This window comes from Methanobrevibacter sp. (assembly GCA_022775905.1).
Lineage (GTDB): Archaea > Methanobacteriota > Methanobacteria > Methanobacteriales > Methanobacteriaceae > Methanocatella.
The window spans coordinates 25,030-42,929 of the sequence record JALFJX010000021.1; the positions used below are offsets into that span (position 1 = coordinate 25,030).

Below are 17,900 nucleotides of genomic sequence, written 5' to 3' on the forward strand. Positions count from 1 at the left end.
CAATGTATGCAGAAGATAAAATATTGATTGGTTGTAATGAAACTGAAAAGGTTTTTTTATTACCTAAACTAGCTAACAGGCATGGTTTAATAGCTGGAGCAACAGGTACTGGTAAAACTGTTACTTTAAAAGTTTTGGCTGAATCTTTTTCAGATTTGGGAGTTCCAGTCTTTTTGGCTGATATGAAAGGAGATATTTCAGGACTTGCAAAAATAGGTTCTCCAAACGAAATTATCTCTAAAAATGTGGAAGCATTTTCATTGAATGATATGGGATTCAATTTCCATGAGTATCCTGTTGAATTTTGGGATTTATTTGGTGATAAAGGTCTTCCAGTAAGAATAACTTTGTCTGAAATGGGTCCTCAATTACTTTCAAAAATTCTAAACTTGTCTGAAGCACAATCTGGTGTGTTAAATATTGTATTTAGGGTTGCTGATGAAGAATCTCTTTTAATTATTGATATTAAGGATTTAAAATCAATGATTAATCATGTTGTTGAAAATAAAGATAAATATGAAGGAGAATATGGTGCAATTGCTGTTAAATCAGCCAACACTATCTTAAGAAGTTTAATTACACTAGAAGATCAAGGTGGAAATGCATTCTTTGGACAACCTGCACTTGAACTCAATGATTTCATACAATTGGATGATAATGGAAAAGGAGTAATCAACATATTGGATGCTCAAAAATTATCTTTATCTCCAGAACTATACTCAACATTCTTGCTTTGGATGTTAACTAATTTATATCAAACATTACCTGAAGTAGGTGACATGGACAAACCAAAATTTGTTTTCTTCTTTGATGAAGCACATTTATTATTTGATGACATGTCTCCTGAATTCGCTAAAAAGATTGAGCAAGTTGTAAGACTTATCAGATCAAAAGGAGTAGGTTTATACTTTATTTCACAATCTCCTGCAGATATTCCTGATGATATTTTAGCACAGCTTGGAAATCGTGTTCAACATGCACTTCATGCATACACTCCAAAAGACCAAAAAGCAGTCAAGGTAGCTGCTGAAACGTTCAGACCTAACCCTAATTTCGATACTGCAGAAGTTATTTCCAATTTGGGAATTGGTGAAGCATTAGTTTCTGTTCTTGATGAAACTGGTGCACCAAGTGTTGTTGAGAAAGTGAATATTGTACCTCCTCAAAGTTATATTGGTGCGATTGATGATAATTTAAGAAGTCAATTAATTGATATTTCAGAGTTTAAATCTAAATATTGGGAAGCTATTGATGGTGAATCTGCTTATGAATTATTATTAAACAAAATTGATTCAAATCCTAATGTTGAAAGTGAAGTTCCTCAAGTTGATAAACAAATCATTGAAGAGGTTAAAGTTCAAAATAAGGAACAATCTGAAGCACAGAATAATCAACCTGCATTCGGTTTAGGAGATATTTTAGGAACTGTTTTGGGAGGTCAACAACCAGCAAATGGTAAAAAGGCTAAAAAATCTCCACAACAAAAAATGGTTGAAAAAGCAGCAACACAAGCAATGAACACTGCTGCTCGTGAAGTTACTAAAGGAATTATGAGGGGAATATTCGGACAAATGAAATAGGTGATATCATGGCACATCCTCACAAAGATGTAATTGCTAATATGGATGCTTCTTCATTGGTTTGCATCATTGAAGATTCTAAAAAATCTTATGTCCTTGAAAACTTGAGTGTAAATCTGCATGAACGTCAGGTACAACTTTTAAAACAAGTTGAAAAACACGAAAAGCCACATCACAAGAAAATTAGAATTAAAAAGTTTCAAAATGCAGAAAAAGATGATTTATTTAACATGCATCTTGAATTGTCTTTAAAGAAATACAAAAAACTTGCTAGAAAAGGATTAATTGAAGTTGATTTAAATCCAAAGAATGGACTTGCTTTTGATTGTTCACTAACTTCTGAAGGTGTTGAAGTTTTAAATGAAATTTCAAGACTTGAAAGTGAATGGGAAAAAGTTGTTTCTATTAAAGATAGTGATTTGGAAGTTTTAAAAGATATTGCTTTAAATTCTTTTGGAATTTCATATAGATATAAAAAGAAGAAAGGTTTTATTTTCTAAGAAATTTATAGTGCAGCTATTATGGCTGTATTTTTTTATTTTTACTAATTTTAACGATGCAATACACATTTTGTAAGTGGTAATATGAGAATGCGTACTCCCTCATTTAAAGATGAATCAATTGATAATTGTGATTATTTAATCAATGACAGTATTGATTTTGACAATGATAATAAGATCTGCTTAGAAATAGGTATGGGTAAAGGTGATTTTATTATTGGAATGGCTTTAAATAATCCAAATTATAATTATATTGGTATGGAAATGCATTCAAGTGTTTTGAGCATTGCTATAAATAAAATAAATGATTATGATTTAAATAATATTCGTATAGTTAGGATGGATGCCAAAGATTCAATTGATTTATTGAAAGATAAGGTTGACACAATTTATTTGAATTTTTCTGATCCTTGGCCAAAAAATAAACATGCTAAAAGAAGACTCACTCATGAATTTTATTTAAAAATTTATGATGAACTTTTTAAAGATAAAAATTGTAAAAAGATTATAATGAAAACAGACAATGATGGTTTGTTTGAATTTTCTTTAAAGAGTTTTAAAGAATATGGATATGAAATAGAAGAAATTAGTCATGATCTGCATAAAGAAAATAGGTTTAATGTAATGACTGAATATGAAAAAAAGTTTTCAAATAATGGCATAAAAATAAAATATGTAAAAGTAATAAAAAATAACTAAAATAAAAAAAGAAAAGTAAAAACTATAAGCAGTTTTTACGTTGGTATTCTGCACTTTCAGGGTGTAATAATCCTGGTGCAATATCAAATACAGTTTTACAACCAAATTCACCTTTTTCAGCTAATCTGTATGCAGCTCTTGCATATGCGATTAAAACGGATGCAGTAAATTGTGGGTTGCTATCTAAAGTTAATTTGTATTCAATAATGTGGTTCATTTCGTTGTTTAAACCTGTTGTACCACTTCTAAATACAATACCTCCGTGAGGAATTCCTGCATGGTTTGCATCTAATTCTTCTTGGGTAATGAAAGTAACTGTTGTATCGTATTCGTCGAAATAATTAGGCATTGTCACAATGTCTTTTTCTATTTGTTCTTTGTCAGCACCTTCTTCTGCTACAACGTAACAGTCTCTGGTATGTTTTTGACGAGTTGTTAATTCAGGATTTTCCCCATTTCTAACTGCATTAAGAGCACTATCTACAGGAATTGTGTATTGGCGCGCATCTTGAACTCCAGGTATGTTTCTGATTGCATCAGAGTGTCCTTGGGATACTCCTTTACCCCAGAAAGTGTAATCGTTTCCGTTTGGTAAAATTGCTTGTGCATATAATCTGTTTAATGAGAAAAGACCAGGATCCCAACCTACTGAGATGACAGCTACGTTGTCTCCTTCTAATGCAGATTTGTTAACATTTTCAAAATGTTCTGGGATTTTTGCATGTGTATCAAAACTATCAATTACATTGAAGTATTTTGCAAATTCAGGGGTTTGTACAGGTAAATCATTTGCACTTCCACCACATAACATTAATACATCAATTTCATTTTTCATGTTGTATAAATCGTCAATTTTGTATACTTTTACATCAGTTTCAGTTTCAACAGTTTCAGGGTCACGTCTTGTGAATACTCCTGCAAGTTCCATATCCTTTGCGTTGGTTACAGCAGCTTCGACTCCACGGCCGATATTTCCATAACCTAAAATTCCAATTTTAATCATAATAATCACTATAAAAATATTGGGATAAATCGTGCGAAGTAAATAATTTTTGACTTCAAAATAAGTTTCCTATTATATGTTATTTATTCATGTTAATAATCTTTTTCATAGTATTAAAAAGAGTTAAAAATAAATTAATTTATGAAATATTGTCTGATTGTCTTTTAAAAAATGTACATTCCATGTTTATTGAATCATAAGCAGATAAAACACATTCAATAGCTTCATTTCTATTTTTGAAGTAGTATAAATGACTTTTGCAGTCACAGTCTGAACATCCGAAATCTGTAATTCCGGTGGTATTGTCTGCAATAAATTGTGATAAGTTGCATTCTATTTTTTTAGTTGATTCGTTGTAGATTACATCAGTAATTTCTGTTTGTTTCAATAGATAATCTACATGCCAGTGAAGCTTCTTTTCTTCACTTAAGTGTCTTTTTACTCTTGCCATTAATGAATTCATGGCTGATCCAACATATACATAAAAACCCTCTTCAAATTGTATTTTTCCTAGTTTTTTACCAATTTGAATTGATTTTTTTGAATCGTTTTTAATTATTAAACAATAACAACCTTTCATAATTATATTATAATTTTGGAGTTTTATGTAGATTACTCTATTCATTTTATATATTTTTATTATATTGTTTTGTTTAATTAAAATTACATATTATATTTTTTTATTTTGTTCTTTGAACTATTGAAAATATCTTTCGTTTTTTGATGTATTTCACACGAAAACTTTTATTAATTTTTAAGTCTAATGATTAATTATGATTTTTAAACTTCAAACCAAGGGACATAAAAATGTCACTTCACTCCATAAATCTACTTTTGAAATAACTAAGGATGTTGAAATTGGTCTAACTGCAGATTGTATTATTGGAACAAGTATGGATAAATCTATGTTTGATTTTCCACAAGAATTTAAAGATAAAATAGCTAATTCCAACACTAAAATAACTGTTATTCTGGATACTGAGAATGGACATGATGAGATAGTAGGTTTTGGTCATGAAGATTTAACTTTAACTCATCCAACTGACATTGTTTCAAGAACTAGTGATTATACATGTTCTCGTACTTTGATGATTAAGGCGGATAAGGCTGCAAAGGATCTTGATGCGGATTTGATTGAGGATTTAAAAAATGAAAAAGTTATGGATGTCACTATAAAATTAGTCTAATAATAGTTACATTTATATAGGTTAACAAATATACTTAATAATAACTACTTTTGTGTATGCGGGGGTGGTCGAGCGGTCAAAGGCGCTAGGTTGAGGGCCTAGTGGGTCAGTCCCTTCGCGGGTTCAAGTCCCGTCTCCCGCACCATTTTATAAACTTATTTTTTTATACTTTATTTTGTGATGTTTTATTGCTATTTTTACTAATCTATTTATAATAATTAGATTAAAATTATACATAATTAAAGATTATTTGGTGATAAATTATGAAAGCTGTAATTCCTGCAGCAGGTTTTGGAACAAGATTTTTACCTGCTACTAAAGCACAACCTAAAGAAATGTTACCTGTTTTTGATAAACCAACTATCCAGTATGTTATTGAAGAAGCAGTTGCATCTGGTATTGATGATATTTTAATTGTTACAGGTAGAAATAAAAGGTCTATCGAAGACCATTTTGACAAATCATTTGAACTTGAACAGACTTTACAAAGTGCTGGTAAAGATGATCGTTTAAAACAAGTTCGTGCTATCACTGACTTGGCTGATATTTGTTATGTAAGACAAAAAGAGCAAAAAGGTTTAGGTGATGCAATTAAATGTGCTAAAAAACACGTGGGTGATGAACCATTTGCAGTAATGCTTGGGGATTCAATTACTAAAGGACCAGTTCCATGCACAAAACAATTGATTGATGTTTATGAGAAGTATGATGCTTCTGCAATATCTCTTGAAGCAGTTCCAAGAGAAAAAGTGGAAAGATATGGTATTATTAAAGGAGATGAAGTTGAAAAAGATATTTACAATATCACTAAACTTGTTGAAAAACCATTGGCTCATCAAGCACCATCTAATTTAGCTATTATGGGACGTTATGTATTAACACACGACATCTTTGATAAAATTGATGAAACAGAACCCGGTGTTGGTGGAGAAATTCAATTAACTGATGCGCTTCAAAAATTGGATTCAATTTATGGTGTTACTTTTGAAGGAAAAACCTATGATATTGGTAATCGTTTTGAATGGTTAAAAACTTCAATTGAATTCGCATTAGAAGATCCTGAGTCTAAGGATGACTTAATTGAATATATGAAAGAAATGATTAATGGAGTTTAATTACTCCAAACTTTATTTTTAAAGATTTTTTATGCAATATAGATTAATTAAAAAAACAGGGGATGAAATTTCACCTCTTGGTTTTGGTGCTATGCGTTTACCATTAAAAAACGGTAAAATCGATAGAGCTGAAGCCCAAAAACTTATTTTTCATGCAATTGATAATGGAATTAATTTCATTGATACTGCTTATTTATATGGGGACAGTGAAACTTTTCTCGGTGAAATTTTACCTGACATAAGATCTAATGTTAAAATATGTACTAAATTATCTGCAATTAATGTCAGAAAGTATGATGATATGGAACCTCTTTTGGATGAACAATTGAGGAGACTTAATATTGATTGTATTGATTATTATTTGATTCATAGTGTTGATTTAAAAAATATGAATCGATTATTAAAAAGGGATTTAATCAAATTCATTGAAAAAGCAAAATCTGATGGTAAAATAAAACATATTGGATTTTCATATCATGGACCTAAAGAGGAATTCCGGGATGTTGTGGATTGCTATGACTGGGAAATTGTAATGGTACAATATAATTATTTTGATGAAAATATTCAAGCCAGTGTTGAAGGAATTGAATATGCTGCTTCAAAAGGAATGGGTATTCTTGTAATGGAACCTTTAAAAGGAGGAATCCTTGCGGGTAAGATGCCTGAAGAAGTAGAAAAAGTTTTTAGAAAATCTAATCCAAATAAAAGTAATGCACAGTGGGCATTGGAATGGGTTTTAAATAATCGCAATGTTACTTGTGTTTTATCAGGTATGAATAATTTTGAACAATTGAATGAAAATTTGGATGTTGCAAGAAGAACAACACCTATGTCAATGTCTTTTGAAGAATTGGAAACAGTTGAACTTGCTAAAAGAGTAATGAGAAATTCATTAAAAATCAATTGTTCTACATGCGGATATTGTATGCCTTGTCCTCAAGGTGTAAACATTCCCGAATGTATGAAAATATATAATGAAAAGTTTTTATTTAATCATAAAGGTTTCATAAATCCTTCTCTAATGGACTATTATCAATATGTTTATGGTATAATGGGAAGTAGTGGTAATGCAGGTAAATGTAATGGATGCGGTAAGTGTTTAAGAAAATGTCCTCAAAATTTGGATATTATTGCAGAACTTGAAAAAATTAAAAGGGAATTTGAATTTCCTGGTGTCAAATATTTGTTCTTCTTTGTTAGACACGTTGGTTTTCCTATTTACAAATTTTTTGTTAAATTATTAAATAAATAATTTAATTTACTATTTTTTTATAAACTATATTATTATATATTTTAAAAATAAATTACTATTAAGGTGAAAAAATGAAACTCGAAGAATTATTAGCACCATGTCCAAAATGTGGTTCAAAAGATAAAATAGCTCACAGAAAAATGTTAGATAATCACAGAGCTCACGCAGAAATGGATACTGTAAAATGTGAAGAATGTGGTTATATTTTCTTCGTAAACGATAAAATGGACGAAGATGAGAAAAAACAATTATTAAATGAATTAAACAAAATCTACGGTTAAAATGACATTCCATGTAATGATTATTCCTACCCTAAATTGCCCATCAAGATGCAAATACTGTTGGGGTTCTGAAAATAAAAAAGAAATGATGGGCCTTGACATTATTGATCATATTATAACTTGGTTAGATGATTTTAGGGATGATAAAGTTCATTTCACTTTCCATGGTGGTGAACCACTTCTTGCAGGTTATGATTTTTACAAAATGGCTTTAGAAAAATTGTCTGCATTACCTAATCTCGAAGGATTTTCTCTTCAAAGTAATATTTGGCTTTTAACTGATGAATTAATTGACTTGTTCGTCAAATACAATGTTGTTGTAAGTACAAGTATTGATGGACCAAAAGAAATCAATGATTATCAAAGGGGAGAAGGTTACTTTGACAAAACAATGGCAAGATATGAAGCTGCTAAAAACAAGGGAATGAGAATTAACTTTGTTTTAACTGTAACTGATTATTCAAAGGATTTTTCAGATGAATTATATGATTTCTTTAAAAATGAAAAAATGAACCTTAAAATTCACGCAGCTTTGCCGTCTTTACGCGGAGACAATGCAGATCCATGGGCACTTGAACAGAAAGAACATGGAAAACTCCTAATTGAATGGTTGGATAAATATCTCTATGATTTGGATAAATTTTCCATTATGGATTTGGATCATATCTGTAAAAGTTCACTTAGAAGAAGAGGAACATTGTGTACATTTGCAGATTGTATTGGAACTACTCTTGCTGTAGGTTCTGATGGTTCAATCTATCCATGCTATAGATTTGTTGGAATGTCTGATTATGTTTTGGGAAATGTCAGTGATAATCCAAGTTTTGATGATTTAAAAGAGTCTGATGCTTGGGTGAAACTTCAGGAATTTAGAGATTACGTTGATGAAAACTGTAAAAAATGCAAACATGTTAAATATTGTGAAGGAGGATGTCCATACAATGCTATTGTTGCATATCAGACACCTAAAGCAGTTGATCCTCAATGTACTGCATATAAAATGATATTTGATGAAGTTTCAAAAAGAATGAACAAGGAATTTGCTCGTTCAGCATTTGGTTTGGGTAGTCCAACACCTAGAAAAGAAGGGGATGCTTTTAGCATAATGGATTTGGCTATGAAGCATTAAACCTTCAATATTTTTTTTAAAATTCTTTTAAGTAATACTTAGTATATAAATAAATTAAAAAAAAGTAATAATTTTTTTATATGTGTTGGAATAAATTATTAATTGTAATACTTGGTATTTAAATAAACTCAAAAAAAGTAATACTTTTTTGGTTGTTTGGTATTTACTGGATTGATTTTTTAATAGTTTTAAATTTTGGAATTTCTATTGAAAATTTTTTGAGTAATACTGAGTATTTAAATAAATTCAAAAAAAGTAATATTTAGAGGTGTTTTGTGTGATAGATGAAATAACTGATTTTCTATTTGGATTAAAAATGACCATTATCTCTGGTATATTTTTATTGATTGCAGTTATTTTTATGATTTTTGGAGTTAACACTCCAATTTATTTAAACCCTGCATGGGGTACAGTAATAATAAGTGGTATTCCAATGTTAACATTGGCAATGTCAAGATTAATTCGTGAAAAATGGATCTCATCAGCACTCTTGATTGCAATAGCTATGGTTGCATCACTTTTAATCGGAGAGGTATTTGCTGCAGGTGAAGTTGCATGGATTATGGCATTAGGTGCTCTTCTGGAAGATTGGACAGTTGAAAGAGCTAAAAAAGGTTTAAGAAATCTTATTAATTTAACTCCACAAACTGGTAGAAAAATCACTAATGGTCATGAAGAAATAATTGCAGTTGGTGAAATTGAAATAGGTGATATCTTAAGAATTCTTCCAGGTGAAAGTGTACCTGTTGATGGTGAAATTGTGATTGGTACTTCATCACTTGATCAATCAATCATGACTGGTGAGTCATTACCTATTGATAAGGAAGTTGGAGATGAAGTATTCTGCGGTACTATGAATCTTTATGGTGCTATTGATATTAAAGCAACTAGTTTGGGTAAAAATTCATCACTTCAAAAATTAATTGATCTAGTAAAATCAGCTGATGAAAAACAAGCTCCAACACAAAGAATTGCTGATAAATGGGCTACAATCCTTGTTCCTGTAGCATTATTAATTGCTATTGTTGCATGGATTGTTACAAGTAATATTGAAAGGGGAGTAACTGTTTTAATTGTATTCTGTCCATGTGCATTAATACTTGCAACACCAACAGCAATTATGGCAGCTATTGGTCAAGCAACTAAATATGGTGTGCTTATTAAATCTGGTGAAGCACTAGAAACTCTTGGTGGATTAAATACATTGGTATTTGATAAAACTGGAACTTTAACTTATGGTAATTTGGAAGTTTCTGATGTCATATCATTAAGTGACGATTTGACTGATGAAGATTTACTTAAAATAACTGCTTCATGCGAGAAATTAAGTGAACATCCCTTGGCTAAAGCTATTGTTAACAATGTAAAAGAATTAAAAATTGATATTGAAGAACCAAATGAATTTAAAATGTATCCTGGTAAAGGAGTTACATGTATAAATTCTTATGGTAGGGTATATGCAGGAAACTCAAAATTCTTAAGGGAGAATGGTATTAATATAAATGTTGACAATTATTTGGACATATTAAAACATGAAGGAAAAGCTTCAATCATTGTCGCATTAAATAATGAAGTCATTGGATTGATTGGTTTATCTGATGTAATTCGTGAAGATTCTAAAAATATGATTGATAAATTACATGAGTTAGGTGCTGAAACTATATTACTCACAGGAGATAACACAGAAACTGCTAATTATTTTGCCACAAAAGTTGGAATTGGTAAAGTTTATGGAAATTTACTTCCTCAAGAAAAACTTGATTGGATTGAAAAACTTAAAAAAGAAGGTAAAAATGTTTGTATGATTGGTGATGGTGTAAATGACGCACCTGCTTTAAAAACTGCAGATGTTAGTGTTGCAATGGGTTCAGTTGGAAGTGATGTGGCTATTGAAGCAGCAGATATTGCTCTTTTGGGTGATGATATAGGAAAAATTTCATATCTTAAAAAACTATCAAACTCCACATTATTTACAATTAAGGCAAACATTGCAATTTCCATGACAATCAATACTGTTGCAATAATTTGTTCTGTATTAGGTTTATTAAATCCAGTTACAGGTGCTATTGTTCATAATGCAGGATCTTGTCTTGTTGTTTTAAATGCTGCATTACTTTATGATAGGCACTTTGATGATTCAATTAAGAAAATGGATATTGAAAATGTAGAGCACTCTCATTATCATTTCCATAATGATGGGGAACATTCACATTCCCATGAACATGTTCAGATACTTGATGAAATCAAAACTGATAATGGAATCAAACATATGCATGCTCACAAACATGCATTATCTAGAAGAAGTTGTGAACTTCATCACAAATGATTTTTTCTTTTTTTATTCATAAATTCTATTTAAAACCATCATGATAAATCGTTAACATTTATAAACTATACATGACATAAATTAATAATATTATTAATTATTTGAGGGGATTAAATATGTTAACATCTGTTCAAAAGGAAATTTTACAAACCTTAATTAATTTATACCAATCATCTAATGGTAAATCTATTAAGGGAGAAGATATTGCTGAGGTTATGGGAAGAAATCCTGGAACAATCCGTAATCAAATGCAATCATTAAGAAGTTTAGGTCTAGTTAAAGGTGTACCTGGTCCTAGAGGAGGATATAAACCAACTATAGAAGCTTATCATTCTTTAAATATCACAGTTTCAGATCAAGATTCTAAAGTGCCTATATTTAAAAATGGAAAAAGAGTTGAGGATATTACTGTTGCAAAAATTGAATTTACTAGTGTTCCACAGCCTAGTGAATGTGAAGCTGCAATTAAAGTTTTAGGAAGTATTAAAGATTTGACTTTAGGGGATACTATTAGTATTGGGCCAACTCCTGTAAACAATTTAGGAATTCTTGGAACAATTGTTGGTCGTGATGATATGAATAATATCCTTTTACTTGATACTAAAACCATTAGAAGTATTCCAAAACAAACTGTTGGTGAAATTGCAAGCCGTGATGTAATCTCTTTTAAAATGAATTGCACAATAAAAGATGCAGCAAAAAAAATGGTGGAACATGACATTGATGGTGCTCCTGTGATGAAAGATGGAAAAGTAGTTGGAGTATTTACATTATCTGATCTTGTTCGTACAATAGCTGAGGATAAAGAAGAGTTCACTGTCAGTGAATTAATGTCAACAAGCCTTATAATTGTTAATGAAGATTTAAAAATAGCTAATGCAATTGAAGTAATGCTTAAAAAGTCAATTTCCCGATTGATTGTTGCGGACAATAATCAAGACTTGCTTGGAATTGTTACAAGAACAGATTTAATAAATATCATTGCTAATTTAGATCAATTCCCAATAATTACAAATTAATTTTTAAGTGATTTTTAATGAAAGTTAACCAAATTAATGTAGAAAGTAATATGAGTGTATCAGATTTAATTGATAATTTCGATGCATCAGGTGTTTTAGGTGCAGGTAGAGTCGCTCGTGCACGTAATATTTTAGTTGATATGATACAAGATGATGATATGAATGTTTTCATGAGTCTTGGAGGTCCTTTAATACCTGGGGGTATGAGGAATGTCGTATCAAAAATGATTAAAGAAGGGCATGTTAATTTAATTGTATCAAGTGGGGCTAATCTAACACACGATCTTGTTGAAGCATTTGGTGGTGCTCATTATCGTCATGAAGGAAAAGATGATGAAGAATTAAATGAAGAGGGCATAGGTCGTATTGCTGATATTAATGTTGGTTCTGATGATTTTACTATCTTTGAAACTGAAATAACTAAAGTATTTGAGAAAATAGCTGCTAAAAAAAGTGTTATTTCAATTCAAGAATTATTATATGAAATAGGTCTTTTAGTTGAAGATGAAAACTCATTCATCGCAAGTGCTTCAAGAAATAATGTCCCTATTTTTGCTCCAGGAATTATTGATTCAATGATTGGGTTACAACTATGGATTTTCTCACAAGACCATGATTTTACAATAAGTGCTGCAGGTGACATGCCATACTTATCAGATATTGTATTCAGTTCACAAAAAGTTGGTGCAATCCTTTTAGGGGGAGGCCTTACTAAACATTATACATTAGCATCTAATGTAATTACAGGTGGTCTTGACTCCGCTATTCAAATTACAATGGATAGGCCTGAAGCAGGTAGTTTAGGTGGTGCACCGCTTGAAGAAGCAAAATCATGGGCTAAAGCTAAATGTGGATCTAATCTTGCAAGTGTTGTTGGAGATGTTACAGTTATTTTCCCATTAATCTATGCATCTGCATTAGATAAAATAAACAGTGATTAGATGGATTATATTATTTTAGCAATATTATTTTTATTGTCTGGATTTTTCATGAAATATTCGGATGATTTGTTTGATGATAATAATGATTTAAAATTTGCTAGTGTTTTTGGTGTTTTATGTGCAATTACATCCGCTTCTGCTACAATTTATAGTATAGAGGCAGCATATATTTTTATAGCTATTTTAATTGGTAATTTAATAGCTTTTAAAGTGGATGGAATACATCATATTATAACATTGGCTTTATTTGTTTTGATATGTCTCATATTTGGAATTCCAGAATTGAGTTATGTTGTCCTGTTAATTTGTATATTGGCTGCTCTTGGTGATGAAGTTGGACATGAATTAATATCAAAAGTTACAGATAACCAATTCTTAAATCTATTTTTTGAATATAGGTTTGTAATGAAAGTTGTAATTTTACTTTTAGCTATTAGCGGTGTATTCAGTATTTGGATATTTTTATGCTTCTTATCCTTTGAAATAGCTTATTTAATTGCAGAAATTATTTTTGAAAGATTAAATTAAAAAAAGAAGTTAAAAAAAGAATATTAAAATTCTTTTTATTTTTATTTTTATTCGCCGAGTTCTACACCCATTTTAGCTGCCACTCTAGCGATGAGAACGGTTACAATAACAGCAACGATGGTTACAACGATAGCGTAAATGAATAAACTAGGAAGTGCATCTCCAGTACCGATAACGGATTCAATTAATTTTTGAATTGCATCGTTCCAAGCTAAAACCTGCTACGAATGCGAATGCAGTAGTGTTTAATCCTAAGATGGTTTCCATGATTAATTTTGTTACTTCGTTAGACATAAATTTTCACCCCATTTTAAATTTTTGTTTCATATTATAAAAACAATTTAATTTTCATCTGTTTTACTTAAAATAGTTTAGGTCTATTCTAATGATTCAATTAAATTTTTGCATGCATCCTTTGGATCTTCTGCTTCATAGATGCTTCTTCCAACAATGATTGCATTTGAGTATTCAAGTGTTTTTTTACCGTCTCCACCTTGTTTTCCGACTCCTGGGGAAATTATGTATGCATGGTCTCCAACAATGTTTCTTATGTCAGATAATCTATCGAGTCTAGTCGCAGGTGCAACATAGTTTGTAATTCCCATGTCTACTCCCATTTGAGCGATTGCATCGGCATTTTTTTGTAAAAACATCTTAGCACCGGGGTGGGACATTTCGGTAAGTAAGAATAATTCTTTTTCATGTTTGTTTGCCATATCAAGACATGCTTGAACACTGTCTGTACCGACAAAACCATGGCAGATTATTGCATCTGCTCCTGCTTTAAATGTTTCATCACATATTTTGGAGTTTGTTGCATCGATATCTGCTACTTTAAAATCACAGATTACTTTAAATCCGAATTGATTTTTTAATTTATTTATAATTTCAAGACCTTCGGATAATGCTAATGGATAACCGATTTTTATTGTGTCAATATACTCTTTAATTGAATCACAAATTTCAATAGCTTCACTTTCACTCATTACGTCGAGTGCTAAAATTAAGTTGTTTTTAATATTCATGTTATCTACTTTGTTGAATTTTTTATTAAAATTTATATGTTTTTGCACTAATTATTTTGTGAATTTTATTACTTTTATACAAAATCCTAGTGTAAAGTATTATTAATATTTATATATGATAATGTATATATTATTATTATCAATAAAACTTTATTTTATTTTAATTATAATTAAGTTTTTATTGAGTAGTTTATCAAATTATTTTGATAATTTTATTTGGAGGAAATTATTTATGCATATTATGGAAGGATATTTACCAGTAGAATGGTGTATAGTATGGTTTATTATATCATTCATCATTGTTGCATTTGGTATTTATCAAATCAAAAAAATTGTAGATGAAAATCCTGAATCTAAAGCTTTGCTTGCTGTAAGTGGAGCATTTATGTTCATCTTATCGTCTTTGAAATTACCTTCTGTTACTGGAAGTTGTTCTCACCCTTGTGGTAATGGATTAGGTGCAGCATTATTTGGTCCTGCAGTAACTGCAGTATTAGCAACTATTGTTCTTTTATTCCAAGCAATTTTACTTGCTCACGGTGGTTTAACCACTTTAGGTGCAAACATATTCTCTATGGGTATCGTTGGACCATTCATTGCATGGATTGCTTACAAAGGATTAACCAAAGCTAACATTTCTTCTACTATTGCAATTTTCTTTGCAGCATTTTTAGGAGACTTATTAACTTATGTAGCTACTTCATTCCAATTATCATTTGCATTCCCTGCTCCTACTTTTGGCGCAGCATTAGGAAAATTCTTAGTTATTTTTGCAGTAACTCAAGTACCATTAGCTATTGGTGAAGCTATATTGACTGTAATTATATGGGATAGATTAAAAGCTTACAAACCAAAATTATTAGATAAACTCGGAGCTTTAGCTCCTAATGAGGCATAAGGTGGTAATATGAAAACATCAACATTAATTATTTTAGCAGTTGTTTGCATCGTGTTATTCGTAGCACCATTGGCAATGTATAACGGTCACGGTGAAGATGATGGATATTTTGGGGGTGCAGATGACGCTGCAGGTGAAGCTATTGAACAAACTGGTTTCACACCTTGGTTTTCATCCATATGGGAACCACCTAGTGGTGAAATAGAAAGTTTATTATTCGCTCTTCAAGCAGCTATCGGTGCAATCATTATTGGTTATGCATTTGGTTACTGGAGAGGACAAAGTAAAAAAGAAGAATAATTCTTTTTTTTATTTTTTTTTTAAATATTATTTAGTGATTTTATGAAATTTGACATGGATTATATTGCGCATCATAATGCATTAACAGAAACAAACCCTTATTTTAAGTTGTTTTTAACAATAGTGCTTTTAATTGTTACATTAGCACTTGATAATTTGTATTTTGATGTTATTGTTTTTGTTGTAATGTCCCTTGTCATATTATCTATTGCTAAGATTGACTATAAGTCTTATTTGAAATTCTTATCACTTCCAATGGCTTTTCTTGTTATAACTTGTATTTTTTTAATATTCTTCTTTGGAAAAGGAGATGTTATTTATGAAACAGGAATATGGAGTATTGTAGTTACTACAGACTCATGGCATTATGGTGTTTACACATTTATGAGAGTATTGGGCTGTCTTCCCTGTTTGGGATTTTTAGCTTTAACAACACCAATTGCAAAAATTATTAACTGTTTAAGAAAGATTAAAATTCCTAAGATTTTAATTGAAATTGCACTTTTGATGTATAATACAATTTTCATATTTTTAAATGAAATTGATACAATGCAAAAGGCACAAGAGTCAAGACTTGGATATCATTCATATTGGTCTTCAATTAAGTCTTTAGCAGCTCTTATAAGCATAATCTTTTTAAGATCTCTCGATAAAAGTGAAACCTTGCAATATTCACTGGATTCAAGAGGATATTCTGGTGAACTTCCAGTTTATGAACCAAGAAAAAGGGATGATTAAATGTTAGAAGTAAAAAATATTAAATATTCTTATGATACAAATTACCAAGCACTTAAAGGAGTAAGTTTAAAAGTTGAAAAAGGTGAGATGGTTGCTCTTTTAGGTAAAAACGGTGCTGGTAAATCCACTCTCTTTCTTCACTTGAATGGAATTTTCAGACCGGATGAAGGAAAAGTTATCATTGATGGTGAAGAGTTAAAGTATGATAAAAAATCTTTGCTTAAATTCAGACAAAAGGTAGGAATTGTATTCCAAAATCCTGATGATCAGATATTTGCACCAACAGTTGAGGAAGATGTTGCGTTTGGTCCTCTTAATTTGGGATTGCCCATGGAAGAAGTTCAAGATAGGGTTGAACAAGCTTTGGTTCGTGTTGGAATGTCAGGATATGAAAAAACTGCTCCCCATCATTTGAGTGGAGGCCAAAAGAAAAGAGTGGCTATTGCAGGAATTCTTGCAATGAGACCTGAAATTATGGTTTTAGATGAACCTACTGCAGGTCTTGACCCTCAAGGTGTAGTTGATTTGTCAATATTGTTAAGGGAACTTAATGATGAAGGAATTACAATTATAATTTCTACACATGATGTGGATTTGGTTCCAACATATGCAGAAAAAGTATTTGTTTTAGTTGATGGTTTGTTGATTGCAGAAGGAACTCCAAAAGAGATTTTCTCAAAACCTGAAATTTTAGAACAAGCAAACTTGAAAGTTCCAATTGTCACTGAATTGTTCCAGAAACTTGAATCTGATGGAATTGATATGAGTAATGATTATCCATTGACATTGGATGAGGCTAGAAATAAGTTTCTAGAATTATTAAATAAAAATTAATTTTTATAATTTTTATACTCTTTTTTTAAAATTACTTAAACATTTATATTAATAAAAACATATCTTTTTTTAAGGTGAATTTACATGAGAATTGGAATTTGTGATACTACTTTTGCTCGTTTTGATATGGCTGGAGCGGCTATCGATGAGCTTAAAAAGAATGCTTATGATTTAAAAATTATCCGTCAGACAGTTCCTGGAGTGAAAGATTTACCAGTAACTGCAAAAATTCTCATTGAAGAGGAAAACTGTGATATTGTAATGGCACTTGGAATGCCGGGGCCAATGAAAAAAGATAAGATGTGTGCTCATGAAGCATCAACTGGTCTTATTAATGCACAGCTCATGACAAATAAACATATTTTGGAAGTATTTGTCCATGAGGATGAAGAAGAAGATCCAGTAGAACTTGCTAAACTTGCTGAAAATAGAGCACGTGAACATGCACAAAACTTAATTAAAATGATGTATCACAGAAAAGCAATGAGAAAAGAAGCTGGAATGGGAATGCGTGAAGGAAAAGAAGATGCAGGACCATTATAAAA

At 30.7% G+C, this 17,900-nt stretch carries 21 protein-coding genes and 1 tRNA gene; 18 read left to right on the forward strand and 4 right to left on the reverse strand.

The annotated features are described in order from the left end of the window. Positions 1 to 2: 2 nt before the first annotated feature. The 3 genes from MR875_05745 to trmB all read left to right on the forward strand — a co-directional run bounded on the left by MR875_05745 (position 3) and on the right by trmB (position 2,779). Positions 3 to 1,580 (forward strand): DUF853 domain-containing protein, encoded by a 1,578-nt coding sequence (locus MR875_05745; GenBank protein ID MCI6994335.1) that lies wholly within the window; start codon positions 3 to 5, stop codon positions 1,578 to 1,580. A gap of 8 nt (positions 1,581 to 1,588) precedes the next feature. Next, positions 1,589 to 2,080: a hypothetical protein gene (locus MR875_05750; GenBank protein MCI6994336.1), complete on the forward strand. Its 492-nt coding sequence runs from the start codon at positions 1,589 to 1,591 to the stop codon at positions 2,078 to 2,080. A gap of 195 nt (positions 2,081 to 2,275) precedes the next feature. Beyond that, positions 2,276 to 2,779: a tRNA (guanosine(46)-N7)-methyltransferase TrmB gene (gene trmB, locus MR875_05755; protein ID MCI6994337.1), complete on the forward strand. Its 504-nt coding sequence runs from the start codon at positions 2,276 to 2,278 to the stop codon at positions 2,777 to 2,779. Positions 2,780 to 2,801: 22 nt separating this feature from the next. Here trmB and MR875_05760 read toward each other — a convergent pair whose 3' ends face one another. Together MR875_05760 and MR875_05765 are read right to left on the reverse strand one after the other, a co-directional pair. Next, on the reverse strand, positions 2,802 to 3,782 hold the full coding sequence (locus tag MR875_05760) for a diaminopimelate dehydrogenase (protein MCI6994338.1): 981 nt from the start codon (positions 3,780 to 3,782) through the stop codon (positions 2,802 to 2,804). 139 nt (positions 3,783 to 3,921) lie between these two features. Next, entirely contained in the window at positions 3,922 to 4,362 is a 441-nt protein-coding gene (locus MR875_05765) for a GIY-YIG nuclease family protein (protein MCI6994339.1), read from the reverse strand. 193 nt (positions 4,363 to 4,555) lie between these two features. On the opposite strand from MR875_05765, the gene MR875_05770 reads away from it, so the two are divergent. The 10 genes from MR875_05770 (at position 4,556) to MR875_05815 (ending at position 13,560) form a co-directional block, all read left to right on the forward strand. Further along, positions 4,556 to 4,969, forward strand: coding sequence for a DUF371 domain-containing protein (locus MR875_05770; GenBank protein ID MCI6994340.1), 414 nt, complete (start codon positions 4,556 to 4,558; stop codon positions 4,967 to 4,969). 58 nt (positions 4,970 to 5,027) lie between these two features. Further along, positions 5,028 to 5,114, forward strand: a tRNA-Leu gene (locus MR875_05775). A 118-nt stretch (positions 5,115 to 5,232) separates the two neighbouring features. Then, positions 5,233 to 6,084, forward strand: coding sequence for a UTP--glucose-1-phosphate uridylyltransferase GalU (galU, locus tag MR875_05780; protein ID MCI6994341.1), 852 nt, complete (start codon positions 5,233 to 5,235; stop codon positions 6,082 to 6,084). Positions 6,085 to 6,115: 31 nt separating this feature from the next. After that, positions 6,116 to 7,336 carry an aldo/keto reductase gene (locus MR875_05785; protein ID MCI6994342.1) on the forward strand — a complete coding sequence of 407 codons (1,221 nt, stop codon included), beginning with the start codon at positions 6,116 to 6,118 and terminating at the stop codon, positions 7,334 to 7,336. Positions 7,337 to 7,407: 71 nt separating this feature from the next. Beyond that, a complete protein-coding gene (locus tag MR875_05790) occupies positions 7,408 to 7,617 on the forward strand; it encodes a TIGR04165 family Cys-rich peptide (GenBank protein ID MCI6994343.1) in 210 nt (69 codons plus the stop codon). A 1-nt stretch (position 7,618) separates the two neighbouring features. Beyond that, the gene (locus tag MR875_05795) at positions 7,619 to 8,746 is read left to right on the forward strand and encodes a TIGR04083 family peptide-modifying radical SAM enzyme (GenBank protein ID MCI6994344.1); all 1,128 of its coding nucleotides are present in this window, start codon (positions 7,619 to 7,621) and stop codon (positions 8,744 to 8,746) included. 277 nt (positions 8,747 to 9,023) lie between these two features. After that, positions 9,024 to 11,072, forward strand: coding sequence for a cation-translocating P-type ATPase (locus tag MR875_05800; GenBank protein ID MCI6994345.1), 2,049 nt, complete (start codon positions 9,024 to 9,026; stop codon positions 11,070 to 11,072). A 116-nt stretch (positions 11,073 to 11,188) separates the two neighbouring features. Next, positions 11,189 to 12,091, forward strand: a complete 903-nt coding sequence (locus MR875_05805; protein ID MCI6994346.1) for a CBS domain-containing protein — start codon at positions 11,189 to 11,191, stop codon at positions 12,089 to 12,091. Positions 12,092 to 12,108: 17 nt separating this feature from the next. After that, a complete protein-coding gene (locus tag MR875_05810; GenBank protein MCI6994347.1) occupies positions 12,109 to 13,032 on the forward strand; it encodes a deoxyhypusine synthase in 924 nt (307 codons plus the stop codon). Continuing rightward, complete coding sequence (locus tag MR875_05815; protein MCI6994348.1) at positions 13,033 to 13,560, forward strand: hypothetical protein; 528 nt, start codon at positions 13,033 to 13,035, stop codon at positions 13,558 to 13,560. 47 nt (positions 13,561 to 13,607) lie between these two features. Here MR875_05815 and MR875_05820 read toward each other — a convergent pair whose 3' ends face one another. Both MR875_05820 and pyrF read right to left on the reverse strand, forming a co-directional pair. Next, positions 13,608 to 13,733 carry a DUF5654 family protein gene (locus tag MR875_05820; GenBank protein ID MCI6994349.1) on the reverse strand — a complete coding sequence of 42 codons (126 nt, stop codon included), beginning with the start codon at positions 13,731 to 13,733 and terminating at the stop codon, positions 13,608 to 13,610. A gap of 204 nt (positions 13,734 to 13,937) precedes the next feature. Further along, on the reverse strand, positions 13,938 to 14,585 hold the full coding sequence (gene pyrF / locus MR875_05825) for an orotidine-5'-phosphate decarboxylase (GenBank protein MCI6994350.1): 648 nt from the start codon (positions 14,583 to 14,585) through the stop codon (positions 13,938 to 13,940). A 232-nt stretch (positions 14,586 to 14,817) separates the two neighbouring features. Here pyrF and cbiM point away from each other — a divergent pair, with 232 nt between their 5' ends. From cbiM to ribC, 5 genes are all read left to right on the forward strand, one after another. Beyond that, positions 14,818 to 15,483 carry a cobalt ECF transporter S component CbiM gene (gene cbiM, locus MR875_05830; protein ID MCI6994351.1) on the forward strand — a complete coding sequence of 222 codons (666 nt, stop codon included), beginning with the start codon at positions 14,818 to 14,820 and terminating at the stop codon, positions 15,481 to 15,483. 9 nt (positions 15,484 to 15,492) lie between these two features. Beyond that, positions 15,493 to 15,783: an energy-coupling factor ABC transporter substrate-binding protein gene (locus MR875_05835; GenBank protein MCI6994352.1), complete on the forward strand. Its 291-nt coding sequence runs from the start codon at positions 15,493 to 15,495 to the stop codon at positions 15,781 to 15,783. Between the two features lie 42 nt (positions 15,784 to 15,825). After that, positions 15,826 to 16,521 (forward strand): cobalt ECF transporter T component CbiQ, encoded by a 696-nt coding sequence (gene cbiQ, locus MR875_05840; protein MCI6994353.1) that lies wholly within the window; start codon positions 15,826 to 15,828, stop codon positions 16,519 to 16,521. Further along, positions 16,522 to 17,355, forward strand: a complete 834-nt coding sequence (locus tag MR875_05845) for an ATP-binding cassette domain-containing protein (GenBank protein ID MCI6994354.1) — start codon at positions 16,522 to 16,524, stop codon at positions 17,353 to 17,355. Positions 17,356 to 17,439: 84 nt separating this feature from the next. After that, positions 17,440 to 17,898, forward strand: a complete 459-nt coding sequence (gene ribC / locus MR875_05850; GenBank protein ID MCI6994355.1) for a riboflavin synthase — start codon at positions 17,440 to 17,442, stop codon at positions 17,896 to 17,898. The last annotated feature ends 2 nt before the right edge of the window (positions 17,899 to 17,900 follow it).